The 16,463-nt window shown below is 72.0% G+C and carries 12 protein-coding genes; 3 read left to right on the forward strand and 9 right to left on the reverse strand.

Annotation, left to right across the window (positions count from 1 at the left end; translation table 11 throughout):
* The first annotated feature begins 213 nt into the window (after positions 1-213).
* Positions 214-2,751, forward strand: a complete 2,538-nt coding sequence (locus ACFY0P_RS36345; RefSeq protein WP_388923106.1) for a SpoIIE family protein phosphatase — start codon at positions 214-216, stop codon at positions 2,749-2,751.
* A complete protein-coding gene (locus ACFY0P_RS36350; RefSeq protein WP_388923109.1) occupies positions 2,748-3,854 on the forward strand; it encodes a sugar ABC transporter substrate-binding protein in 1,107 nt (368 codons plus the stop codon). Before ACFY0P_RS36345 ends, ACFY0P_RS36350 begins: the two co-directional genes overlap by 4 nt.
* A 29-nt stretch (positions 3,855-3,883) precedes the next feature.
* Here ACFY0P_RS36350 and ACFY0P_RS36355 read toward each other — a convergent pair whose 3' ends face one another.
* The 6 genes from ACFY0P_RS36355 to ACFY0P_RS36380 form a co-directional block, all read right to left on the reverse strand.
* Entirely contained in the window at positions 3,884-4,420 is a 537-nt protein-coding gene (locus tag ACFY0P_RS36355; RefSeq protein ID WP_388923112.1) for a DinB family protein, read from the reverse strand.
* 235 nt (positions 4,421-4,655) lie between these two features.
* Positions 4,656-6,710: a SpoIIE family protein phosphatase gene (locus ACFY0P_RS36360; protein ID WP_388923115.1), complete on the reverse strand. Its 2,055-nt coding sequence runs from the start codon at positions 6,708-6,710 to the stop codon at positions 4,656-4,658.
* Positions 6,711-6,827: 117 nt separating this feature from the next.
* Positions 6,828-9,206, reverse strand: a complete 2,379-nt coding sequence (locus ACFY0P_RS36365) for a SpoIIE family protein phosphatase (protein WP_388923118.1) — start codon at positions 9,204-9,206, stop codon at positions 6,828-6,830.
* 199 nt (positions 9,207-9,405) lie between these two features.
* Positions 9,406-10,173 carry an ABC transporter ATP-binding protein gene (locus ACFY0P_RS36370; protein ID WP_388923121.1) on the reverse strand — a complete coding sequence of 256 codons (768 nt, stop codon included), beginning with the start codon at positions 10,171-10,173 and terminating at the stop codon, positions 9,406-9,408.
* A gap of 4 nt (positions 10,174-10,177) precedes the next feature.
* Complete coding sequence (locus tag ACFY0P_RS36375; protein WP_388923124.1) at positions 10,178-10,636, reverse strand: thiamine pyrophosphate-dependent enzyme; 459 nt, start codon at positions 10,634-10,636, stop codon at positions 10,178-10,180.
* A 319-nt stretch (positions 10,637-10,955) separates the two neighbouring features.
* A complete protein-coding gene (locus tag ACFY0P_RS36380) occupies positions 10,956-12,218 on the reverse strand; it encodes an RNA-guided endonuclease InsQ/TnpB family protein (protein WP_388923127.1) in 1,263 nt (420 codons plus the stop codon).
* A gap of 709 nt (positions 12,219-12,927) precedes the next feature.
* Between ACFY0P_RS36380 and ACFY0P_RS36385 the strand changes: the two genes are divergently transcribed.
* A complete protein-coding gene (locus ACFY0P_RS36385; RefSeq protein ID WP_388923130.1) occupies positions 12,928-13,512 on the forward strand; it encodes a fasciclin domain-containing protein in 585 nt (194 codons plus the stop codon).
* Positions 13,513-13,600: 88 nt separating this feature from the next.
* Here the strand turns inward: ACFY0P_RS36385 and ACFY0P_RS36390 are convergent, their stop codons facing one another.
* From ACFY0P_RS36390 to ACFY0P_RS36400, 3 genes are read right to left on the reverse strand one after another with little or no spacing between them, the layout of a single operon-like run.
* Positions 13,601-14,896, reverse strand: a complete 1,296-nt coding sequence (locus ACFY0P_RS36390) for an NAD(P)/FAD-dependent oxidoreductase (protein WP_388923133.1) — start codon at positions 14,894-14,896, stop codon at positions 13,601-13,603.
* Positions 14,893-15,690 (reverse strand): amino acid ABC transporter ATP-binding protein, encoded by a 798-nt coding sequence (locus ACFY0P_RS36395; RefSeq protein WP_388923136.1) that lies wholly within the window; start codon positions 15,688-15,690, stop codon positions 14,893-14,895. Before ACFY0P_RS36395 ends, ACFY0P_RS36390 begins: the two co-directional genes overlap by 4 nt.
* Complete coding sequence (locus ACFY0P_RS36400) at positions 15,687-16,460, reverse strand: amino acid ABC transporter permease (protein ID WP_388923139.1); 774 nt, start codon at positions 16,458-16,460, stop codon at positions 15,687-15,689. The genes ACFY0P_RS36395 and ACFY0P_RS36400 overlap by 4 nt, the downstream gene beginning before the upstream one ends.
* Positions 16,461-16,463: the final 3 nt, after the last annotated feature.

A 16,463-nucleotide genomic window follows, 5' to 3' on the forward strand; every position in this document is an offset into this window, starting at 1 on the left:
GAGATTCCGGCCGACACACGCCCGGAGCAGGCGAAAGTCGCACAACGACCACCTCGCCAGTGTGGCACCGGCCATGGTGAACCGCGAACCCGGCGCCGCGTGGCCGACAGGACGTCAGCCTGTCCGGTTCATCCCCCTATGCGACTCTGGTAGGGGGAGTCACCAGCGGTAGCCGTGTCGGCACCCCGGGACGGACGGGAGGTAGATGCGGACATGCCTCACGACGGTAGTGCCGGGGCCGGACTCTCGCAGCCGGAGGCGGCCGGGGCCGACGTCCCGGAGATCGGCGCACCACCGGGGCCGGAGACCCCCGCGAGCGTCCGCGCCCTGACGTTCGCCGGAGCGGCGTTGGCAGTGCTCTATGTGCCCGACGCGGGTTCTGACGACCTTCGGTCGGTGGACACGGCCGGCTGCGCCCCTGCCGAGTACGGGCTGCCGGAGCGCCTGGCCCTGTCCGGCGGCTCGCCTGCGGCCCGCGCCTTCCGCGCCTGCCACCCCGTGTGGCTGACCTCCGCGGCACTCGCCTCCTGCCCCGAGGGATGTCCGGCGCCGCCGCGAGCCCGGACATCGCTCGGTGCGTTGCCCCTGGGCGCCGGGGGCAGACGGCTCGGCTGCCTCGTCGTCGTGGGCACCGGCGAGAACGGCTTCGAAGCCGAGCAGCAGCGCTTCCTGGAGCGCTATGCGGACACGGTCGCCGACGTGCTGGCGGGCGAGACCGGGGCCGCAGGAGAGCCGGCGCCGGCACGCTTGAGTTCCGCGCTGCGCCGCATGCGCGTCGGCTCCTTCGTCCTGGTGCCGGAAACCGGCGTGATCGACGCGGACGGGACGCTGCGCGAACTGGTCGGCATCGAGCCGGACGACTTCGACGGCAAGGCGGACTCCCTGCTCGCACACGCGCTGCCGGAGGACCTGCCCGCGCTGATGTCGGTGCTGGAGCCGGCCACCGGCACGTCCGGCCGACGGGGACTGGACTTCCGCGTCCGACGCCCCACCGGTGAGATGCGCTGGCTGAACCTGAGCTGCCGCGTGGCGGCGGGTGCCGACGACGGGGCGGCGCAGGTGCTGGGTGTGGTGACGGCGACGTCGGTCCTGCACCGGGGCGCCGACGACGTCTCCCGGATCCAGTGGCTGACCGCGACGCTCGACGAGGCCACCACCGTGCGCGACGTCAGCCAGGTGGTGGCCACCGCCGTGCACGAATCCCTGGGCGCCGACCGGGTGGCGCTCGCCGAGTTGCAGCACGAACGGCTCCAGGTCACCCTTCTCGACCCTCCGCAGCGCGCTGCCTGGCCGCAGACATGGCGTCTCCAGTGGCGTTCGGAGTGGCCCGACGCACCCCTCAGCGCCCTGCCCACCCTGCAGCGGACTCTGCGGGACGGCCGTGCGGACCTGTGGCCGGCGGGCACCGCCTTCGAAGCGGGACTCGACGGCATCGGCCCCGGAGGCCTTGCCGTGCTGCCGCTGCCCGCCAAGGGCCGGGTCGCCGGTGTGTGCCTGATCGGCTGGGACCGGCCGCACGAGTTCACCCCCAGGGAACGTTCGCTGCTGACCGCCACCGCCTCACTGGCCGGTCAGGCCCTCAGCCGCGCCCACGCCCACGACGCCGAACAGGAACTCGCGACGATGCTGCAGCGCAGCCTGTTGCCGCGACGTCTGCCCGAGCTTCCCGGCGGGATCGCCGTCGCCCGCTACCTGCCCGCCCGGCGTGGACTGCAGGTGGGCGGCGACTGGTACGACGTGATCGCCCTCTCCGAGGACCGGGTGGCGCTGGTCATCGGCGACGTGCAGGGCCACAGCGCCGCAGCCGCGACGATCATGGGACAGATGCGTACGGCGGTCAGGGCGTACGCGGTGGAGGGCCATCCGCCCGACGTGGTCGTCTCGCACGCCAACCGCCTCCTCGTCGGCATGGAGACGGATCTGTTCGCCACCTGCTGCTACGCCGAACTGGACATGGACGAGGGCGACGTCCTGTTCGTCCGGGCCGGGCACGTCGCACCGCTGCTGCGCCATCCCGACGGCCGCGCCGAGGAGGTCGAGGTCGAGGGCGGCCTTCCGCTGGGCATCTCCATGGAGACGGACTTCCCGATGACCGCGGTGGCACTGGCGCCCGGCATGATGCTCGCCCTGGTCACCGACGGGCTGGTCGAGGCCGCCGATCTGTCTCTGGACGAGGGCATGCGCCGCGCATGCGCCACTCTCGCCACGGCCGACCCGTCGGATCCCGGGCGGGTGGCCGACGACCTGCTGGGCGACGACGGCCGTCGCGAGGACGACGTGGCGCTGTTGTTGCTGCGCTACGACGGCATGAAGATCCGGCCGATCCGGTCGGGCTGGGTGGTGTGGCGGCTGCCCGACGCCGTCATGCACGCCCGCCGCTTCACCGCACGCACGCTGCGCCGCTGGAAGGTCGAAGAAGCCACCGATGCGGTGCTGCTGGTGGTGTCCGAACTCGTCACCAACGCGCTGGTGCACACCCAGGGCCCGGTCCGTCTCGAGCTGGTGCTCCGCGGGGACCGGGTGCGTGTCTGCGTGAGCGACTCCTCTCCGCGGGCGCCCGCCAAGCCCGTGATCGTGGACTGGGAGTCGACCGGCGGCCGGGGGCTGCTCCTGGTCGAGGCGGTGTCGGAGTCCTTCGGCACGGTGCCGGTGGCCGGCGGCAAGCAGGTGTGCAGCGAGATAGCCGTACCGGGTCGTGAACCGGCTTCTGTGGGCGCAGAACCGGACGCCGAGGACGGGGACCGATCATGACGTGTCGTAGGCCATGCACATCGTCTCGTACGCGGTATGTCGTGGGCGCGCTTGTCGCGGGCCTGCTGACCATGTCTTCGGCCGCCTGTACAGGAGACGGAACGACCACCACGGACAGCTTCACCGTCGGCCTGCTGCTGCCGAGCCGGGTGGTGCCACGCTGGGAGAACTCCGACAAGCCGCTGATCGAGCAACGGGTGAAACAGCTCTGCCCGCACTGCAACGTCACCTACGCCAATGCCGACGACGACGCGACGGCCCAGCGGCAGCAGATGATCGCCATGATCACCAAGGGCGTCAGGGTCCTCATCCTCAGCGCTTCCGACAACCGGGCGCTGCGCTCCACCGTCCAGGAGGCGCACAACGCGGGCGTCCCCGTCGTCGCCTACGACAGGCTCGCCGACGGACCGGTCTCGGGCTACGTCAGCTTCGACGGCGTCAAGGTCGGCACGCTGCAGGGCCGGTCTCTCCTCGCGGCCATGCACGCCCCGGCCGAGGACGGGACCACCATCGTCATGATGAACGGCGACCCGACCAGCTCCAACGCCGCGTCGTACAAGAGGGGTGCGCTGTCCGTCCTGCGGGGCAAGGTGCGGATCGGCCGTTCCTACGACACCCCGGGCTGGAGCACGGACAGCGCGCATGCCAACATGTCCGCCGCCGTCTCGGCCCTGGGCCCGGGGCGGATCGACGGCGTCCTGGCCGCCAACGACGCCATTGCCGCAGGCGTCATCTCCGCCCTCAAGAACGCCCATGTCAGGCGCCTCCCACCGGTCACCGGCCAGGACGCCGACCTCGAAGCGGTGCAGCGCATCGTGAACGGCGAGCAGTCCATGACGGTGTACAAGTCCTTCCGCGCGGAGGCCGAAGCAGCCGTTGCCATGGCCCTCGCCCTGGGCCGCGGCGAGAAGCTGGACACCATCGCCACGACGACGACCGACAGCCCCACCACCCGCCGCATCCCCTCCGTGCTCCTCACCCCGGTCGCCGTGACAACCGCCAACATCAAGCAGACCCTCGTCAAGGACGGTGTGTACACCGTCGCTCAGATCTGCACACCGCGGCTGCGGGCCGCTTGTGCGAAGGCAGGACTGACTCCGTAGCCGGGCGGCCGGCCTGTGGGCACGGGCGGCTACTCGCCGGTGGCGCCGTCGACGGCCTCGCGGAGGAGATCCGCGTGGCCGACGTGGCGGGCGTACTCCTCGATCACGTGCTCGAGGACGAACCGTACGTCGGTGTCACCGAATTCCGGGTTCGGCACGATGCGCGCGAGGTCGGCGGTCACCTCCGCGAACACCTGCCGTGACTCCTCGCACGCCTTGAGGTAGTCGTCGTAGACGTCCCTGGCCGACGTGGCGTCCGACTCGTCGTACCACTCGCCGCCGTCAGCGGTGACGTAGGTCCGGTAGGGGAAGAAGCGAGGCGTCGTGCCGGCCAGCGTCCGCTGGAACCAGGCGCGCTCGACCCCCTGCAGATGGCGCATGAGCCCCAGCAGGGTCAACGCCGACGACCGCACAGGACGTAGCCGCAGTTGTGCGTCCGAGAGGCCCTCGCACTTCCACAGGAAGGTCGCTCGGTGGTAATCGAGATTCGAGGCGATCACCTCCAGCCACGGGCCCGACACCGCCCGCTCGGGCCGGACGACCTTCTGGACCACCATGTCGCTCACGCTGGATCCTCCTCACCCGTCAGCAGGCTTGGCCGAGTTCGTACGTGCCCACGATCCGAGGGCCGGCCGGCTCCTCTGCCGGCGCCTCACGAGCACGTCCGCCCGTGATGACCTCTCTTCGTCCCGGAACTCATCGCTCGATGCCGCCTCGGGAGTGGCCCTCCGATCGGGGCTCGCCGACGCGAGGCTCCCGTCCGCCAGGACGTGCTGGGGCGGCATGTCACGTACGGCCAGGTCAGGCCGTGGGGACGCCGATGCGGGCGGCGAGGATGGTGATGTCGTCCTCCGCGGGGCTGGGGGCGAAGCGGTCCATGAGGGTGCCGCACAACCGGTCGAGGTCGTCGTGCTCGCCGGTGAGAAGGCGGACGAGTTCGTCCAGACGCTCGTCCAGATCGGTCCCGCGGGCTTCGATGAGTCCGTCGGTGTAGAAGACGATGACGCTGCCCGGGTCCAGGACCACCTCGGTGGTGGTGAAGCGGATGCCGCCGATGCCCAGGGGAGCGCCGGCGGGCAGGTCGAGCAGGCGGGCACTGCCGTCGGGCGCCACGAGGACGGGCGGGGGGTGGCCGGCGCGGCCGAGTCGGCAGCGCCACGCCGTGCAGTCGCAGATCCCGTACAGGCAGGTGGCCAGGAGGGGGCTGTCGAGTTCCTGGAGCGCGTCGTCGAGGTGGTGCAGGAGCTGGTCCGGGGGCAGGTCGAGGTGGGTGAAGGCCCGCACGGTGGTGCGCATCTGCCCCATGATCGCGGCAGCTTGGATGCCGTGGCCCATCACGTCGCCGATGACCAGGGCGCCCTTGCCGGGGGCGAGGGTGGCGACGTCGAACCAGTCCCCTCCGACCTCGTGGACGTCGGAGGCCGGCCGGTAGCAGTGGGCGATCTCGATGCCTGCCGGAGGTTTCGGGAGGCTGGGAAGCATGCTGCGCTTCAGGGTGAGCGCGACGTCGTGCTCACGGTGATACAGCCGGGCGTTGTCGATGCAGACGGCGGCGTGCGCGGCCAGATCGCCGGCGAGCGCGAGGTCGGCGGCGTCGAAGGCGGGCCGGTCGCCGTCCCGCAGGAAGGTGGCGACGCCGAGGACCAGGCCACGGGCCGTGAGCGGCACCATCATCATCGACGTCACACCGAGGGACCGGAGCCGTTCGGGAATCGCGGAGTAGCGCGCGGCCTGGGCAACGGCACGGGCGTCGATGCGGCGCAGGAGGAAGGGCCGGCGGTCGACGACAGCCTGCGCGTAGGGCGCGTTCGCGGGGAAGTGCAAGGTGCGGCCGACGGGGGTGAGGAGATCGGCGGCCGCATGGCCTCGGACGGGTGCCTTGCCGAGGCGGCGCAGGGTGGCGCCGCCCCACAGGCTGGTCATCGGCTCGGCGGCTTCCGTGAGGTCGGCCAGGGCGTCGACGGTGGCGACGTCGGCGAGGCGGGGCACCGCGACGTCGGCCAGCTCCTGGCCCGTCCGGGCCGCGTCGAGGGTGGTGCCGATCCGCAGCGTGGCCTCGTTGAGCAGCGCCGCGGCGGCCTCCCGCTCGCTCTTCTCCTGGGTGGTGACGTCGATGACCGAGGCGTTGATCCCCAGCGGTTCGCCTTCCGCGTCCTCCAGGCGGAAGTAGGAGCAGGACCACACGCGCTCGTGGTCGGGGCTGGCGGGCGTACGGCCGATGCGGCGGAAGTCCACCACGGGGTCACCGGTGACCAGCACCCTTCGCATCGCCGCTTCCATCTGCTCGCTGTCGACCCCGGGCAGCACCTCCGACGGCCGGTGCCCGATGAGCGCCGCGGCGGGTAGCCCGTTCATCGCCTCCAGGGCGCGATTGACCTGCTGGAACCGCAGCTCGGTGTCGAAGATCGCCAGCCCCACCGGCGAGCGGGCGAACAGCGCGTCCAGCAGGCCGCCGACTTCGCGGGCCTGACGCGCCGCACGGGCGTCGGCGGCCAGGAGCAGTACGTCCCACCCCGCCCCGCCCTGGGCGGCCATGGGGCACCCCCACACTTCCGTCACGACGGAGGAGCCGTTCCTGTGCCGCATCGGGAACTGCCCGGTCACGCTGCGCCCGGCGGCGACCGCGTCGCGCACGGCGCGGGCCTCCCGGCGGTGGTCGGGGAGGACGAGTTCGGTGAGGTCGCGGCCGACGACCTCGTCGGTGGCGTAGCCGAGCAGCTCGGCGGCGGCCTTCGCCCACTGCCTGATCCGTCCGGTGCCGTCGGAGACGATCAGGGCGACGGGCAGCGCGTTCCACCATGCCGCGGCCTGTCGGTCCGCAGCCGTCCGCTCCCCTGCCCGCGTGGAATCCGGCATCACGAGTGCTCCAGGCTGCTGCTTTTCCATTATGGACGGGTTTGCGAGCAGCAGCGCAGACGTCTGCGGCAGTAATGGCTCGTGAAACGCCCTCCCGGGCCGGATCACCGTACGCACCTACGGCATGGGCACCGCCTGCTCGCCCCAGATGGTCTTGCCGGTGCGGGTGTAGCGGGTGCCCCAGCGCTGCGTGAACTGGGCGACCATGAACAGGCCGCGGCCGCCTTCGTCGAACACCCGGGCCCGGCGCAGATGAGGACTGACACTGCTTCCGTCGCTGACCTCGCAGATCAGCGTCTCGCCCTTGATGAGCCGCAGCCGGATCGGCCCTCCCGCGTGCCGCATCGCGTTGGTGACCAGCTCGCTCACCACCAGTTGCGTGACGAACGCCGTCTCCGCCATTCCCCACAGGGCGAGCTGCTCCGCCACGAGGCGACGGGCGTCGGCGACGACCGCGGGATTGCCGGGCAGGTCCCAGCTGGCGAGGCGGTCCTCGTCGAACACGCGGGGGCGGGCCAGGAGCAGGGTGACGTCGTCGGCGTGCGGTTCGCAGCACAGGGTGTCCAGGACGGTGTCGCACAGAGCGTCGAGCGTGGTGGCCGGGGCGGCGAGGGCGCCGCACAGGTCGGCGAACCCTTCGTCGAGATCGCGGTTCCCGGCGGTGAGGAGACCGTCGGTGAACAGTGCCAGCAGGCTCCCTGCGGGCACGATGACGTCCGCCGCCTCGAACGGCAGACTGCCGAGTCCGAGCGGAGGGCCGCAGGGCATGTCGATGACACTGCTGGTGCCGTCCGGGTGGATCAGCACGGGGGCGGGGTGGCCGGCGCGGGCCAGCGAGCAGGTGCCGGAGACCGGGTCGTAGACGGCGTACAGACAGGTGGCGCCGATGTCGCCGGGGATCTCGTCGGTGGGCTCGCCACCCTGCTCACCCGCGGTGTGGGTGATGATGTCGTCGAGGTGGGTGAGGAGTTCCTCGGGCGGCAGGTCGATGTCGGCGAGGGTGCGCACAGCGGTCCGCAGGCGGCCCATGGTCGCCGAGGCGTTGATGCCGTGGCCGACGACGTCGCCGACCACCAGGCCGACTCGTGCCCCGGGCAGCGGAACCACGTCGAACCAGTCACCGCCCACCTGGGCGCCGCCGCCCGCGGGCAGGTAACGGGCGGCCGTCTCCACCGCGGGGTGCACGGCCGACTCCCGGGGAAGCAGGGCGCGCTGCAGTGCAAGCGCGATGCCGCGCTCCCGGGTGAACCGGCGAGCGTTGTCCAGACAGATCGCGAGCCGGTCGACGAGGTCCTCGCTGATCGCCGTACAGTCCGGCCCGAAGGCTTCCTCGTGCGAGGCCGTGTGTCTGACGAACAGGACCGCCCCGAGGGAAACGCCCTGAGCGCGGATCGGCACGGCGATGAGCGAGTGGGGGCCGAACGTCTCCGCGAGCGACGCCTGGACGGGATCCTCGGCCAGCCAGCCGATGATCTCGGAATCGCTGGTACTCCGGCGAACGGCCCGGCCCTCGGCCAGACACCGCGCGACCGGCGACGACCGTGGGTGGGTGTGCACCTCCGCGGCGCCGGTCGCCGCGTCGAGTCCGTGCCCGGCGGCCCACCGGTAGGCCGCCATGCGCAGGGCGGTGGCGCCCCGGGAGAGGAGGGGCGCGGGCAGTTCGCCCCGGAAGACGGGCTCCAGGAGGTCCACGCTGACGAAGTCGGCGAAGCGGGGGACGGCGAGTTCCGTGAATTCCCGTGCGGTTCCCACGATGTCCAGGCTCGTTCCCACGCGGGTCCTGGCCTCGCTGATCAGGGCGATGCGCTCCCTGGAGTCGTACTGCTGGGAGTAGTCGGACGCCGCGACGCCCACCGCGCACACCGAGCCGTCCGCGTCCCTGAGCGGGAAGACGTCCATGGCCCAGGCGTGCGCCTTGGCTTCCCCGGGAAGCCTGACGATGGGCTCCGCCGCTTCCGCTCTGCCGGTCCGGGCCACGCGGAGGACCCGCCGCTCCACCTCCTCGATCGCGTTGCCCTGGAGGATCTCGGTCAGGCGCCGGCCGCGGGCCTCCTCCTCGGAGAAGCCCCCCACGCCGAGCATCGGCCGGTTCCCGCGCAACAGGCACGCGTCCAGGTCGCAGATGGCCACGGCGAGCGGCTGCTGTTCGAAGGTCCACTGCGGGAGCAGGGCATCCCGGGGTGGGCCCGTCGCGGCCTCGGGCACGGCCGTCAGCAGGAGCAGGAAGCCGCAGTCCCGATCGGTGTCCTGCAGCGGACACAGGTTGAGCTGCGCGTGCAGCGGGAGGCCGTCGCGGTGCCGCGGCGTTCCCTCGGCCGTCAGCAGGTCGTCCACCGGCTTGCCGATGATGTCGGCGGGCGCGTATCCGAGCAGTTCCTGCGCACCACTGCTCCAGTGGGTGACGCAGCCGTCCCGGTCCAGCACGCCCACCGCGGCGGACGCGTCAAAGCGGGCACCGGTGAATCGGCTGGTACTGCGCCTGCCCCAGGTGTGCATGGTGGTCTCTGATCTCTCGTCGCAGGCAGTATCCACAGTGCCCCCGGCACCATGCGATGGCAAGTTCCGGGCGCCCTGCCTCGACCTGCCCGGCTCAGGCAGCGCCGCGGAACCCGACGCAGACGGCAGACGGCAGACGGCAGACGGCAGACGGCAGACGGCAGACGGCAGACGGCAGACGGCAGAGCCTGGCGGGTGCTCATCTCGGGTCTTCCCGTGGGGCGCCTCGTACCGCCCGGCCCACCTCCGTGCGCAGGGCCACGAAACCGGGAGAGCTGCGGGTGGTGATCTGGTCCCGGTCGGGCGGTAGGGCGACCGGGAGGTCGCGGATGATGTGGGAGCCGGGGCCCGGGGAGAGGACGACGACGCGGTCGCCCACGTACACGCTCTCGTCGATGTCGTGGGTGACGAAGACGATGGTCGTGCCGTCGGTGCGGTGGACGTGGAGGAGGAGGTCCTCCAGGTCCTCGCGGGTGCCCGCGTCCAGGGAGCCGAACGGCTCGTCCATGAGGAGCAGGGAGGGCCGGCAGACGAGGGCACGGGCGATGGCGACGCGTTGCTGCATGCCGCCGGAGAGTTCCCGGGGGTGGCGGCGGGCGACGCCGTGCAGCCCGACGCGTTCGAGGATCGTGTCGGCCTCGGCGCGGCGCGCGGTGCGGGTGAGGCCCCGGCGGCGCAGCGGCAGGGCCACGTTGTCGCGGACGGTGAGCCAGGGCAGGAGCGAGCGTCCGTACTCCTGGAAGACGACCGCGAGGTGTTCCGGTACGCCGGTGACCGGTGTGCCGTCGATCGTGACGGTGCCCTGCTGGGCGGGCAGCAGTCCGGCGATGGTGCGCAGCAGCGTGGACTTGCCGCAGCCGGAGGGGCCGACCACGCTGAGGAGCTGGCCGTCGGGCACGGTCAGGGTGATGCCGTCCAGGACGTGCTGGTCGCCGAAGTGCCGGCTGACGGAGTCGAGGCGCAGCATCCCGTCACCCGGTCCCGGGGTCGTAGAGGGTGTCCGTGCCGTCGGTGACCGCGACGTGCAGGAGGAAGGGGCCGGCGTCGGCGCCGCGGTCCAGGGCGTGGTCCAGGGCGGCCGGCAGTTCCTCGGGGTGCTCGGCACGGGCCGCGGGACAGCCGAGGGATGCGGCGAGGGCCGCGAAGTCGATGCCCGCGATGTCCGTGCCGGGGACGGGTGCGATGCCGATGCGGCGGCCCAGCGCGCGGACGGCCGCGTAACCGCCGTTGTCCAGCAGGACGTAGGTGACCGGTGCCGCGTGGCGGGCCGCGGTCCACAGGGCCTGCACCGAGTACAGAGCCGAGCCGTCCCCGACCACGCACACCACCCGGCGCCGGTCGGCGAGCGCCCGGCCCACCGCGAGGGGCAGGCCCCAGCCGAGCGCCCCGCTGCCCGTGGTGAGGAAGCCGCCGCTCGACGCGATGGGCACGCGCGCGTGCAGCGTGTCCCGGTGGCTCGGCGCCTCCTCGACGAGGACGCGGTCGCGCGGCAGCCGGGTGTGCAGGAGGTCGAAGAGCAGGTCCGGGGTGATGTGTCCCTCGGCGCGGGCCGGGGGCGGGGCCGGCCGGGGCGGTGGTGGGGCGCGGTCGGGGTCCCGGAGCAGTCCGGTGAGGCGCGCCAGCGCGGGCCGCAGAGTGGTGACGATGCTGGTGCCGGTGGGCAGCCAGGCGGCCTGGGCGGGGTCGCAGTCCAGTTGACATCCTCCCCCTCCTTAAAAGAGGGGGATTCCAACCCGGATGGGTTGAGGTTCACGGGCGCTCGAACGGCCGGTGGCCGCTGTCACCCCTCCGGCACCGGCTGACCGCCGGGGGGCGGGGGAAACCGCCCTGTCCTGCCGCGACGTTGTTCGCTGCGTTCTCATCGGCGTTGCAGGTGAACCCGCAGGACACGCAGACGAAGTCGGCTTGGCTCTTGCGCGACTTCTTCTCGATCCATCCGCAGGCACTGCACCGCAGACTGGTGAAGGGTGCGGGGACGTCCTCGACCCGGCCCGGAGCCTTGTCCTCCGTACGCTGCCGCAGCAGCCCCCACCCCTGGGCGAGGATCACCCGGTTCAGCCCGGCCTTCTGCCGGACGTTCATGCCGGGCTGCTCGACCGTCCCCTTCGCCGAGCGGGTCATGTTCTTGATGTTCAGCTTCTCGAACCGCACCAGACCATAGGTGCCGGCAAGCATCGTGCTGGTCTTCTCACACCAGTCCTTACGCCGGTCAGCTTCGCGCGCCTTGAGTCTGGCGACCTTGGCGTACTCGGCGGTCTTGGCCTCGCTGCCCTTGGGCGCGCGGGCAGCCCGGCGCTGGTACTTGCGGATCTGGGCCCGCTCCTTGACAGTGAGCTGCGGGCAGTTCAGCTTCCGCCCGTCGGAGAAGGCTGCGGTGATCTTCACGCCCCGGTCGATGCCGATGACCTCACCCGTGCCGGGCCCGTCGACCGGCTCGGGGAGGACGGCGAACGCGATGTGCCACTGACCGTTGCGGAAGGTGACACGGAACGTCTTCGCAGCGGGCAGGCGGGCGCCTTTGCCCTTGCGGGACAAGCGGAAGCGCACCCATCCACAGCCGGGCACCTTCACGTGCGCCCACCGCCGGTTCAGCTTCTGCACGACCACGGAGCGGCCCATGACCTGCTTGCCCTTGGCGTTCAGCTTCGGCGACCCGTCCGCCTTGAACTCCGCGACCCGGTCGGTGCCGATGACGCGGAAGCCCTCGTGCACGTACTTCCTGCGCCACGTCGGCTCACCGAAGCCGGAGGTGAACCGGGCGTTCTTGGCCTTGGCGAAGTCCTTCAGGGCCTGCTGCTGCACATCGGCGTTACCAGCGCGCAGCCATGCGTTCTCCCGCCGGGCCTCGGTGAGCTGGCGGCACTGCTCAGCGAAACCAGGCGCGGCCCTGCGGCCCTTGCACCAGTGCGAGTGCTGCTCGACGGCGAGGTTCCACACGTACCGGGCGTGCGCGCAGTGGTCGAGCATGATGCCCGCCTGCTCACTCGTCGGGTACATCCGGAAGCGTGACATGCGGTGAACCTAGCCCACGAGTTCCCCGACCGGGCAGGCCATCGATCACCCTCACCTGTGTGAGTGACCGCTCCCGGCTGCCGATGTGGCCGGCCACCGGCCACAGGGCCCTCAACTCCCCGTCACCACTGCCTGTTTGTGGTCGTCCCCAGCGCCATGAGCGGCGACGCCGAATCGCCCTGGCGGCGATTCGGCTTTCCCTGCCCCGCTCCGCGGGAACGGGCACTCACCCCGGCCCTGAAGGACCGGGCACCCTGCCCGAAAGCAAGGTGGGTTTCGGGGCTTCGTAGAAAGACGAAATGCGCGCGGGGGCGCTGCGCGAGCCGGGCGCAGGGGCGTACGGCAGGGGCGCGGGGCGCGCGCCGGCAACGCCGCGCCGGCGCCCGTCGTCCGCGGGGCGCCGTCGGGCGCCGCTGTCGCACGGGGTGTCACGAGAGGGTCCGGTCCCCCAGCCCTACCGCGCCGACCAGGCAGGACGGCATCGAGAACTGCACGCGGCAGCTCCGGGCACCGCCCGGCAACGGGGCGTTCGCCGTGTCCGGGCTTTCGAGATGCGGTCATCGGCCACTGCTGGATACCCTCGCTGAGTGGCCGGGTGACGATGCCCCGAGGCCATGGCGCGGCAGCCGCTCCGTCCCGCCCCCGGAAACGAAGAATTCCGCAGTCCAGACCTCTGCAGTGTTCACGCCTCCACGGGAGGAAGGTTGCGATGAGGTTCACTCGCATGCGCATGCGCACGGCAAACGCCACGGCGGCAGTCCTGGTGGCCGTCCCGCTGACGCTGGCAGGTACGGCGTCGCAGGGCCACGCACAGGACGCGTCTCCCAGCCCGTCGGGCACGTTCGGAACCGGCTGTGCGGGGCTCGCCCAGAAGGTGAGCACGGCCAAGGACAAGGTCGTGGAGGCCGCGGCCGCGTATCCGCAACTCAGCCATCTGGTCTCGGCCGCGGTCAGGGCGCACCTGAACGGCGCCCTCGACGGGAAGCCGGACATCACCGTCTTCGCCCCCAACGACCAGGCCTTCCAGACGGTGACCGTGTCGCAGTTCGCCTCGCTCCTCGCCGACCAGGGGCAGTTGAAGAAGCTGTTGACCTACCACGTCGTGGATCAGCAGATCACCCCGGACGAACTCTCCCACGGCTCCTTCAAGACGCTGGAAGGCAGCAAACTGACCACCTCGGGCTCGGGCACCGACTTCAAGGTCAACGGCAAGGCGAACATCGTCTGCGGCAACATCAAGGCCGCCAACGCCACCATCTACGTCGTCGACGCGGTCCTCGAGCCGCCGTCCTGACTCCTGGAGCCGCGCGCTCCGGCAGACCACGGGTGCGTTCGGGACGTTCGGGACGTGCGGCCCGAACGTCCCCACCGGAACGCGGAGTTCACCGGCGGAGCCGGTCGAAGCGGAAGGGTGTCAGGGCCTCGGGGCGACGGCCGGTGAGGACGTACCGGGTGAGCTGGTGGCCGGTGACCGGGCCCAGGGTGACACCGAGCATGCCGTGGCCGGTGGCCGCGTAGGCGTTGGCGTGGCCCGGGACGCGGTCGATGACGGGGAGGCCGTCGGGGAGGAAGGGCCGTCCACCGACCCAGGGGTCGCGGATCAGGCCGACCAGGTCGTCGGGGTCGTCGAACCAGCGGCCCAGGTAGTGCCGGCTGGCGAGGGCGACGGCGACGACGCGGCGCCAGTCGAGGCGGTTGTTGTTGCCGCTGAGCTCCATCGTGCCGCCGATGCGCGTGGTGGTGCCGATCGGCGAGGCGACGGCCCGGCGCTCGCCGAAGTACAGCGGGTGCCGGGGAGCCGGGTCCAGGTCGACCGAGAAGCTGTAGCCCTTGCCCGCCTGGAGGGGCAGCGGCTGCCCGAGGCGGCTCAGCAGGGTCGAGGAGCGCATGCCGGCCGCGATGACGACGGCCGCGCAGGGGATGTCGCCCTGGGTGGTGCGCAGCGCGGTGACCCCGCCCCCGCTCCCCGAGGTGCGGAAGCCGGTCACCTCCGCGTTCTCGTGGATCTTCACCCCGGACGCGGCGAGCCGCTCGCCGAGCGCCCGGGCGAACGCCTCCGGGTCGACCACGCCCTCCCCCTCGACGAGGTACGCCGCGCGTACTCCGTCCGAGAGTGCCTGGTCCAGCAGTCGCGCCGCGGACCCGGTGACGACGTCGTCGGGCAGTGGGTAGCGGCCGTGGGCCATCTCCCGCTGGACGGCGAGGTGGTGGCGGGCCTCGGCCGGGGACAGGAAGGCGTGCACCATGCCGGGACGGGTCAGGGTCGTGTCGACCCCGGCCGCGCGCAGGCCGTCGAAGAGGTCGAAGGTGCCGCGGTTCAGCTCGGCGATCGCCGTGTAGCCGCGCTGGAAGGCGGACGGTGTGCTGCTGCGCCAGAACCGCCACAGCCACCGTACGAACGCCGGGTCGGGCAGGGGTCGCAGGTACAGGGGTGAGTCCGGGCGGCCCAGTGAGCGCAGGGCGTAGCGCACCACGCCGGGGGCCGGGACGGGGGTGGAGTGGCTGAGGCAGACCCAGCCCGCGTTGCCGCGGGAGGCACCCGAGGCCAGGCCGCGCCGTTCGACGACCTCCACGGGGACGCCGGCCTCGGCCAGGTGGTAGGCCGTGCAGAGGCCCACCACGCCGCCCCCGACCACCACGACGGGGCCGTCGCCCACGAGACCGGGCACGGCGGTCATGACGCGGATCCGTACGAGGCGAGGAACTCCCGGGTCCGGGCCTGGGCGGGGTTGTCCAGGACGTCCCGCGGCCTGCCCTCCTCCACGATCCGGCCGCGGTCGACGAAGACGACGTGGTCGGACACCTCGCGGGCGAAGGGGAGTTCGTGCGTGACCAGCAGCATCGTCATGCCGTCCGCGGCCAGTTCCCGCATCACGCTGAGCACTTCGCGGGTGGCCTCCGGGTCGAGGGAGGAGGTGGGCTCGTCGAAGAGCAGCACCTCGGGCTTGAGGGCGAGGGCCCGGGCGATGGCGACGCGCTGCTGTTCGCCACCGGAGAGCTGCTCGGGCCGGCCGAGGGCGCGGTGGGCCACGCCGACCCGGCGCAGCAGCGTGACGGCGCGCTCCAGTGCCTCCTGCTCGGGGACGCCGGCCTTGCGCTGGGCCAGGACGACGTTCTCGACGGCGGTGAGGTGCGGGAAGAGGTTGAACCTCTGGAAGACCATGCCGACGGTGCGGCGCAGCCGGGGCAGGTCCCGGCAGATCTTCCGGCCGCCCTGGTGCACCACTTCGCCGGCCACTTCGACCGTGCCCGCGTCAGGGGACTCCAGCAGGTTGACGCACCGCATCAGCGTCGTCTTCCCGCCGCCGCTCTGCCCGATGACGCTCACGATGCTGCCCCGGTCGACCTCGAGGTTCACGTCGTCGAGGACCACGCGGCCGTCGAAGGACTTGCGGAGCCCCTCGATGCGTACGACCGCCTCGGCGGGGGCCGGCGACTTGGTGGTGCGCGCGGTGGTGACGGGCTCGGTCATACGGCCGCCTCCTTCCGGTCGGTCGCCGTCGCCGCGCCGGGGCCGGTGGCCGGCTCGGCGGCGAGCAGGGCGCGGGCGGCGCGGATCCGCCGCCGGCGCCACGGGGACAGGGGGACGCCGGCCCGCACCTTCCGTTCCAGCAGCAGGAGCAACTGGGAGAGCGGGTAGCACAGGACGAAGTAGACGGCGGAGATGACCAGGTACACCTCCAGCGCCCGGAAGGTGGCCGAGGTGATGAGGCGCCCCTCCGACATCAGCTCGGCGGCGGAGATGGTGACGAGCAGCGAGGTGGACTTCAGCAGGTCGACGAGCATGGTGTTGGTGCCGGCCAGGGCCAGCCGGACGGCCTGCGGCAGCACCACGTGGCCGAAGATGCCCGCCCGGCCCAGGCCCAGTGCCTCGCCCGCCTCCGTCTGTCCGGCGGGCACCCCGCTGATCGCGGCGCGGAAGATCTCGGAGAGGTAGGCGGCGTAGAAGACGATCAGGCTCAGGCAGCCGGCGGTGAACACGTCCAGCCGGATGCCGGCCGAGGCCAGGCCGAAGTAGGCGAGGAAGATGATGGCGAGGAGGGGGACGTTCTTGAACACCTCGGTGTAGACGGCGGCGAGGGCCCGTGCGGGCCACAGCCGGCTCAGCCGGAGCAGCGCCACCGCGAGGCCGAGGACCACCGCGCCGGCGAAGCTGACCACGGTGTAGGACACGGTGCGGCCGAGCGCGCCGGTCAGGTCGGGGCGGTAGTCGGACCAGGGGACCTGGAAGAAGCCGGACATGTC

It is taken from the genome of Streptomyces sp. NPDC001714, from assembly GCF_042892755.1.
Lineage (GTDB): Bacteria > Actinomycetota > Actinomycetes > Streptomycetales > Streptomycetaceae > Streptomyces.

Bases quoted from the DNA above. Each gene is read 5' to 3' on its own strand.
- ACFY0P_RS36345 (WP_388923106.1), top strand. From the start codon at position 214: ATGCCTCACGACGGTAGTGCCGGGGCCGGACTCTCGCAGCCGGAGGCG.
- ACFY0P_RS36350 (WP_388923109.1), top strand. From the start codon at position 2,748: ATGACGTGTCGTAGGCCATGCACATCGTCTCGTACGCGGTATGTCGTG.
- ACFY0P_RS36360 (WP_388923115.1), bottom strand. From the start codon at position 6,710: ATGCCGGATTCCACGCGGGCAGGGGAGCGGACGGCTGCGGACCGACAG.
- ACFY0P_RS36365 (WP_388923118.1), bottom strand. From the start codon at position 9,206: ATGCACACCTGGGGCAGGCGCAGTACCAGCCGATTCACCGGTGCCCGC.
- ACFY0P_RS36370 (WP_388923121.1), bottom strand. From the start codon at position 10,173: ATGCTGCGCCTCGACTCCGTCAGCCGGCACTTCGGCGACCAGCACGTC.
- ACFY0P_RS36380 (WP_388923127.1), bottom strand. From the start codon at position 12,218: ATGTCACGCTTCCGGATGTACCCGACGAGTGAGCAGGCGGGCATCATG.
- ACFY0P_RS36385 (WP_388923130.1), top strand. From the start codon at position 12,928: ATGAGGTTCACTCGCATGCGCATGCGCACGGCAAACGCCACGGCGGCA.
- ACFY0P_RS36390 (WP_388923133.1), bottom strand. From the start codon at position 14,896: ATGACCGCCGTGCCCGGTCTCGTGGGCGACGGCCCCGTCGTGGTGGTC.
- ACFY0P_RS36395 (WP_388923136.1), bottom strand. From the start codon at position 15,690: ATGACCGAGCCCGTCACCACCGCGCGCACCACCAAGTCGCCGGCCCCC.
- ACFY0P_RS36400 (WP_388923139.1), bottom strand. From the start codon at position 16,460: ATGTCCGGCTTCTTCCAGGTCCCCTGGTCCGACTACCGCCCCGACCTG.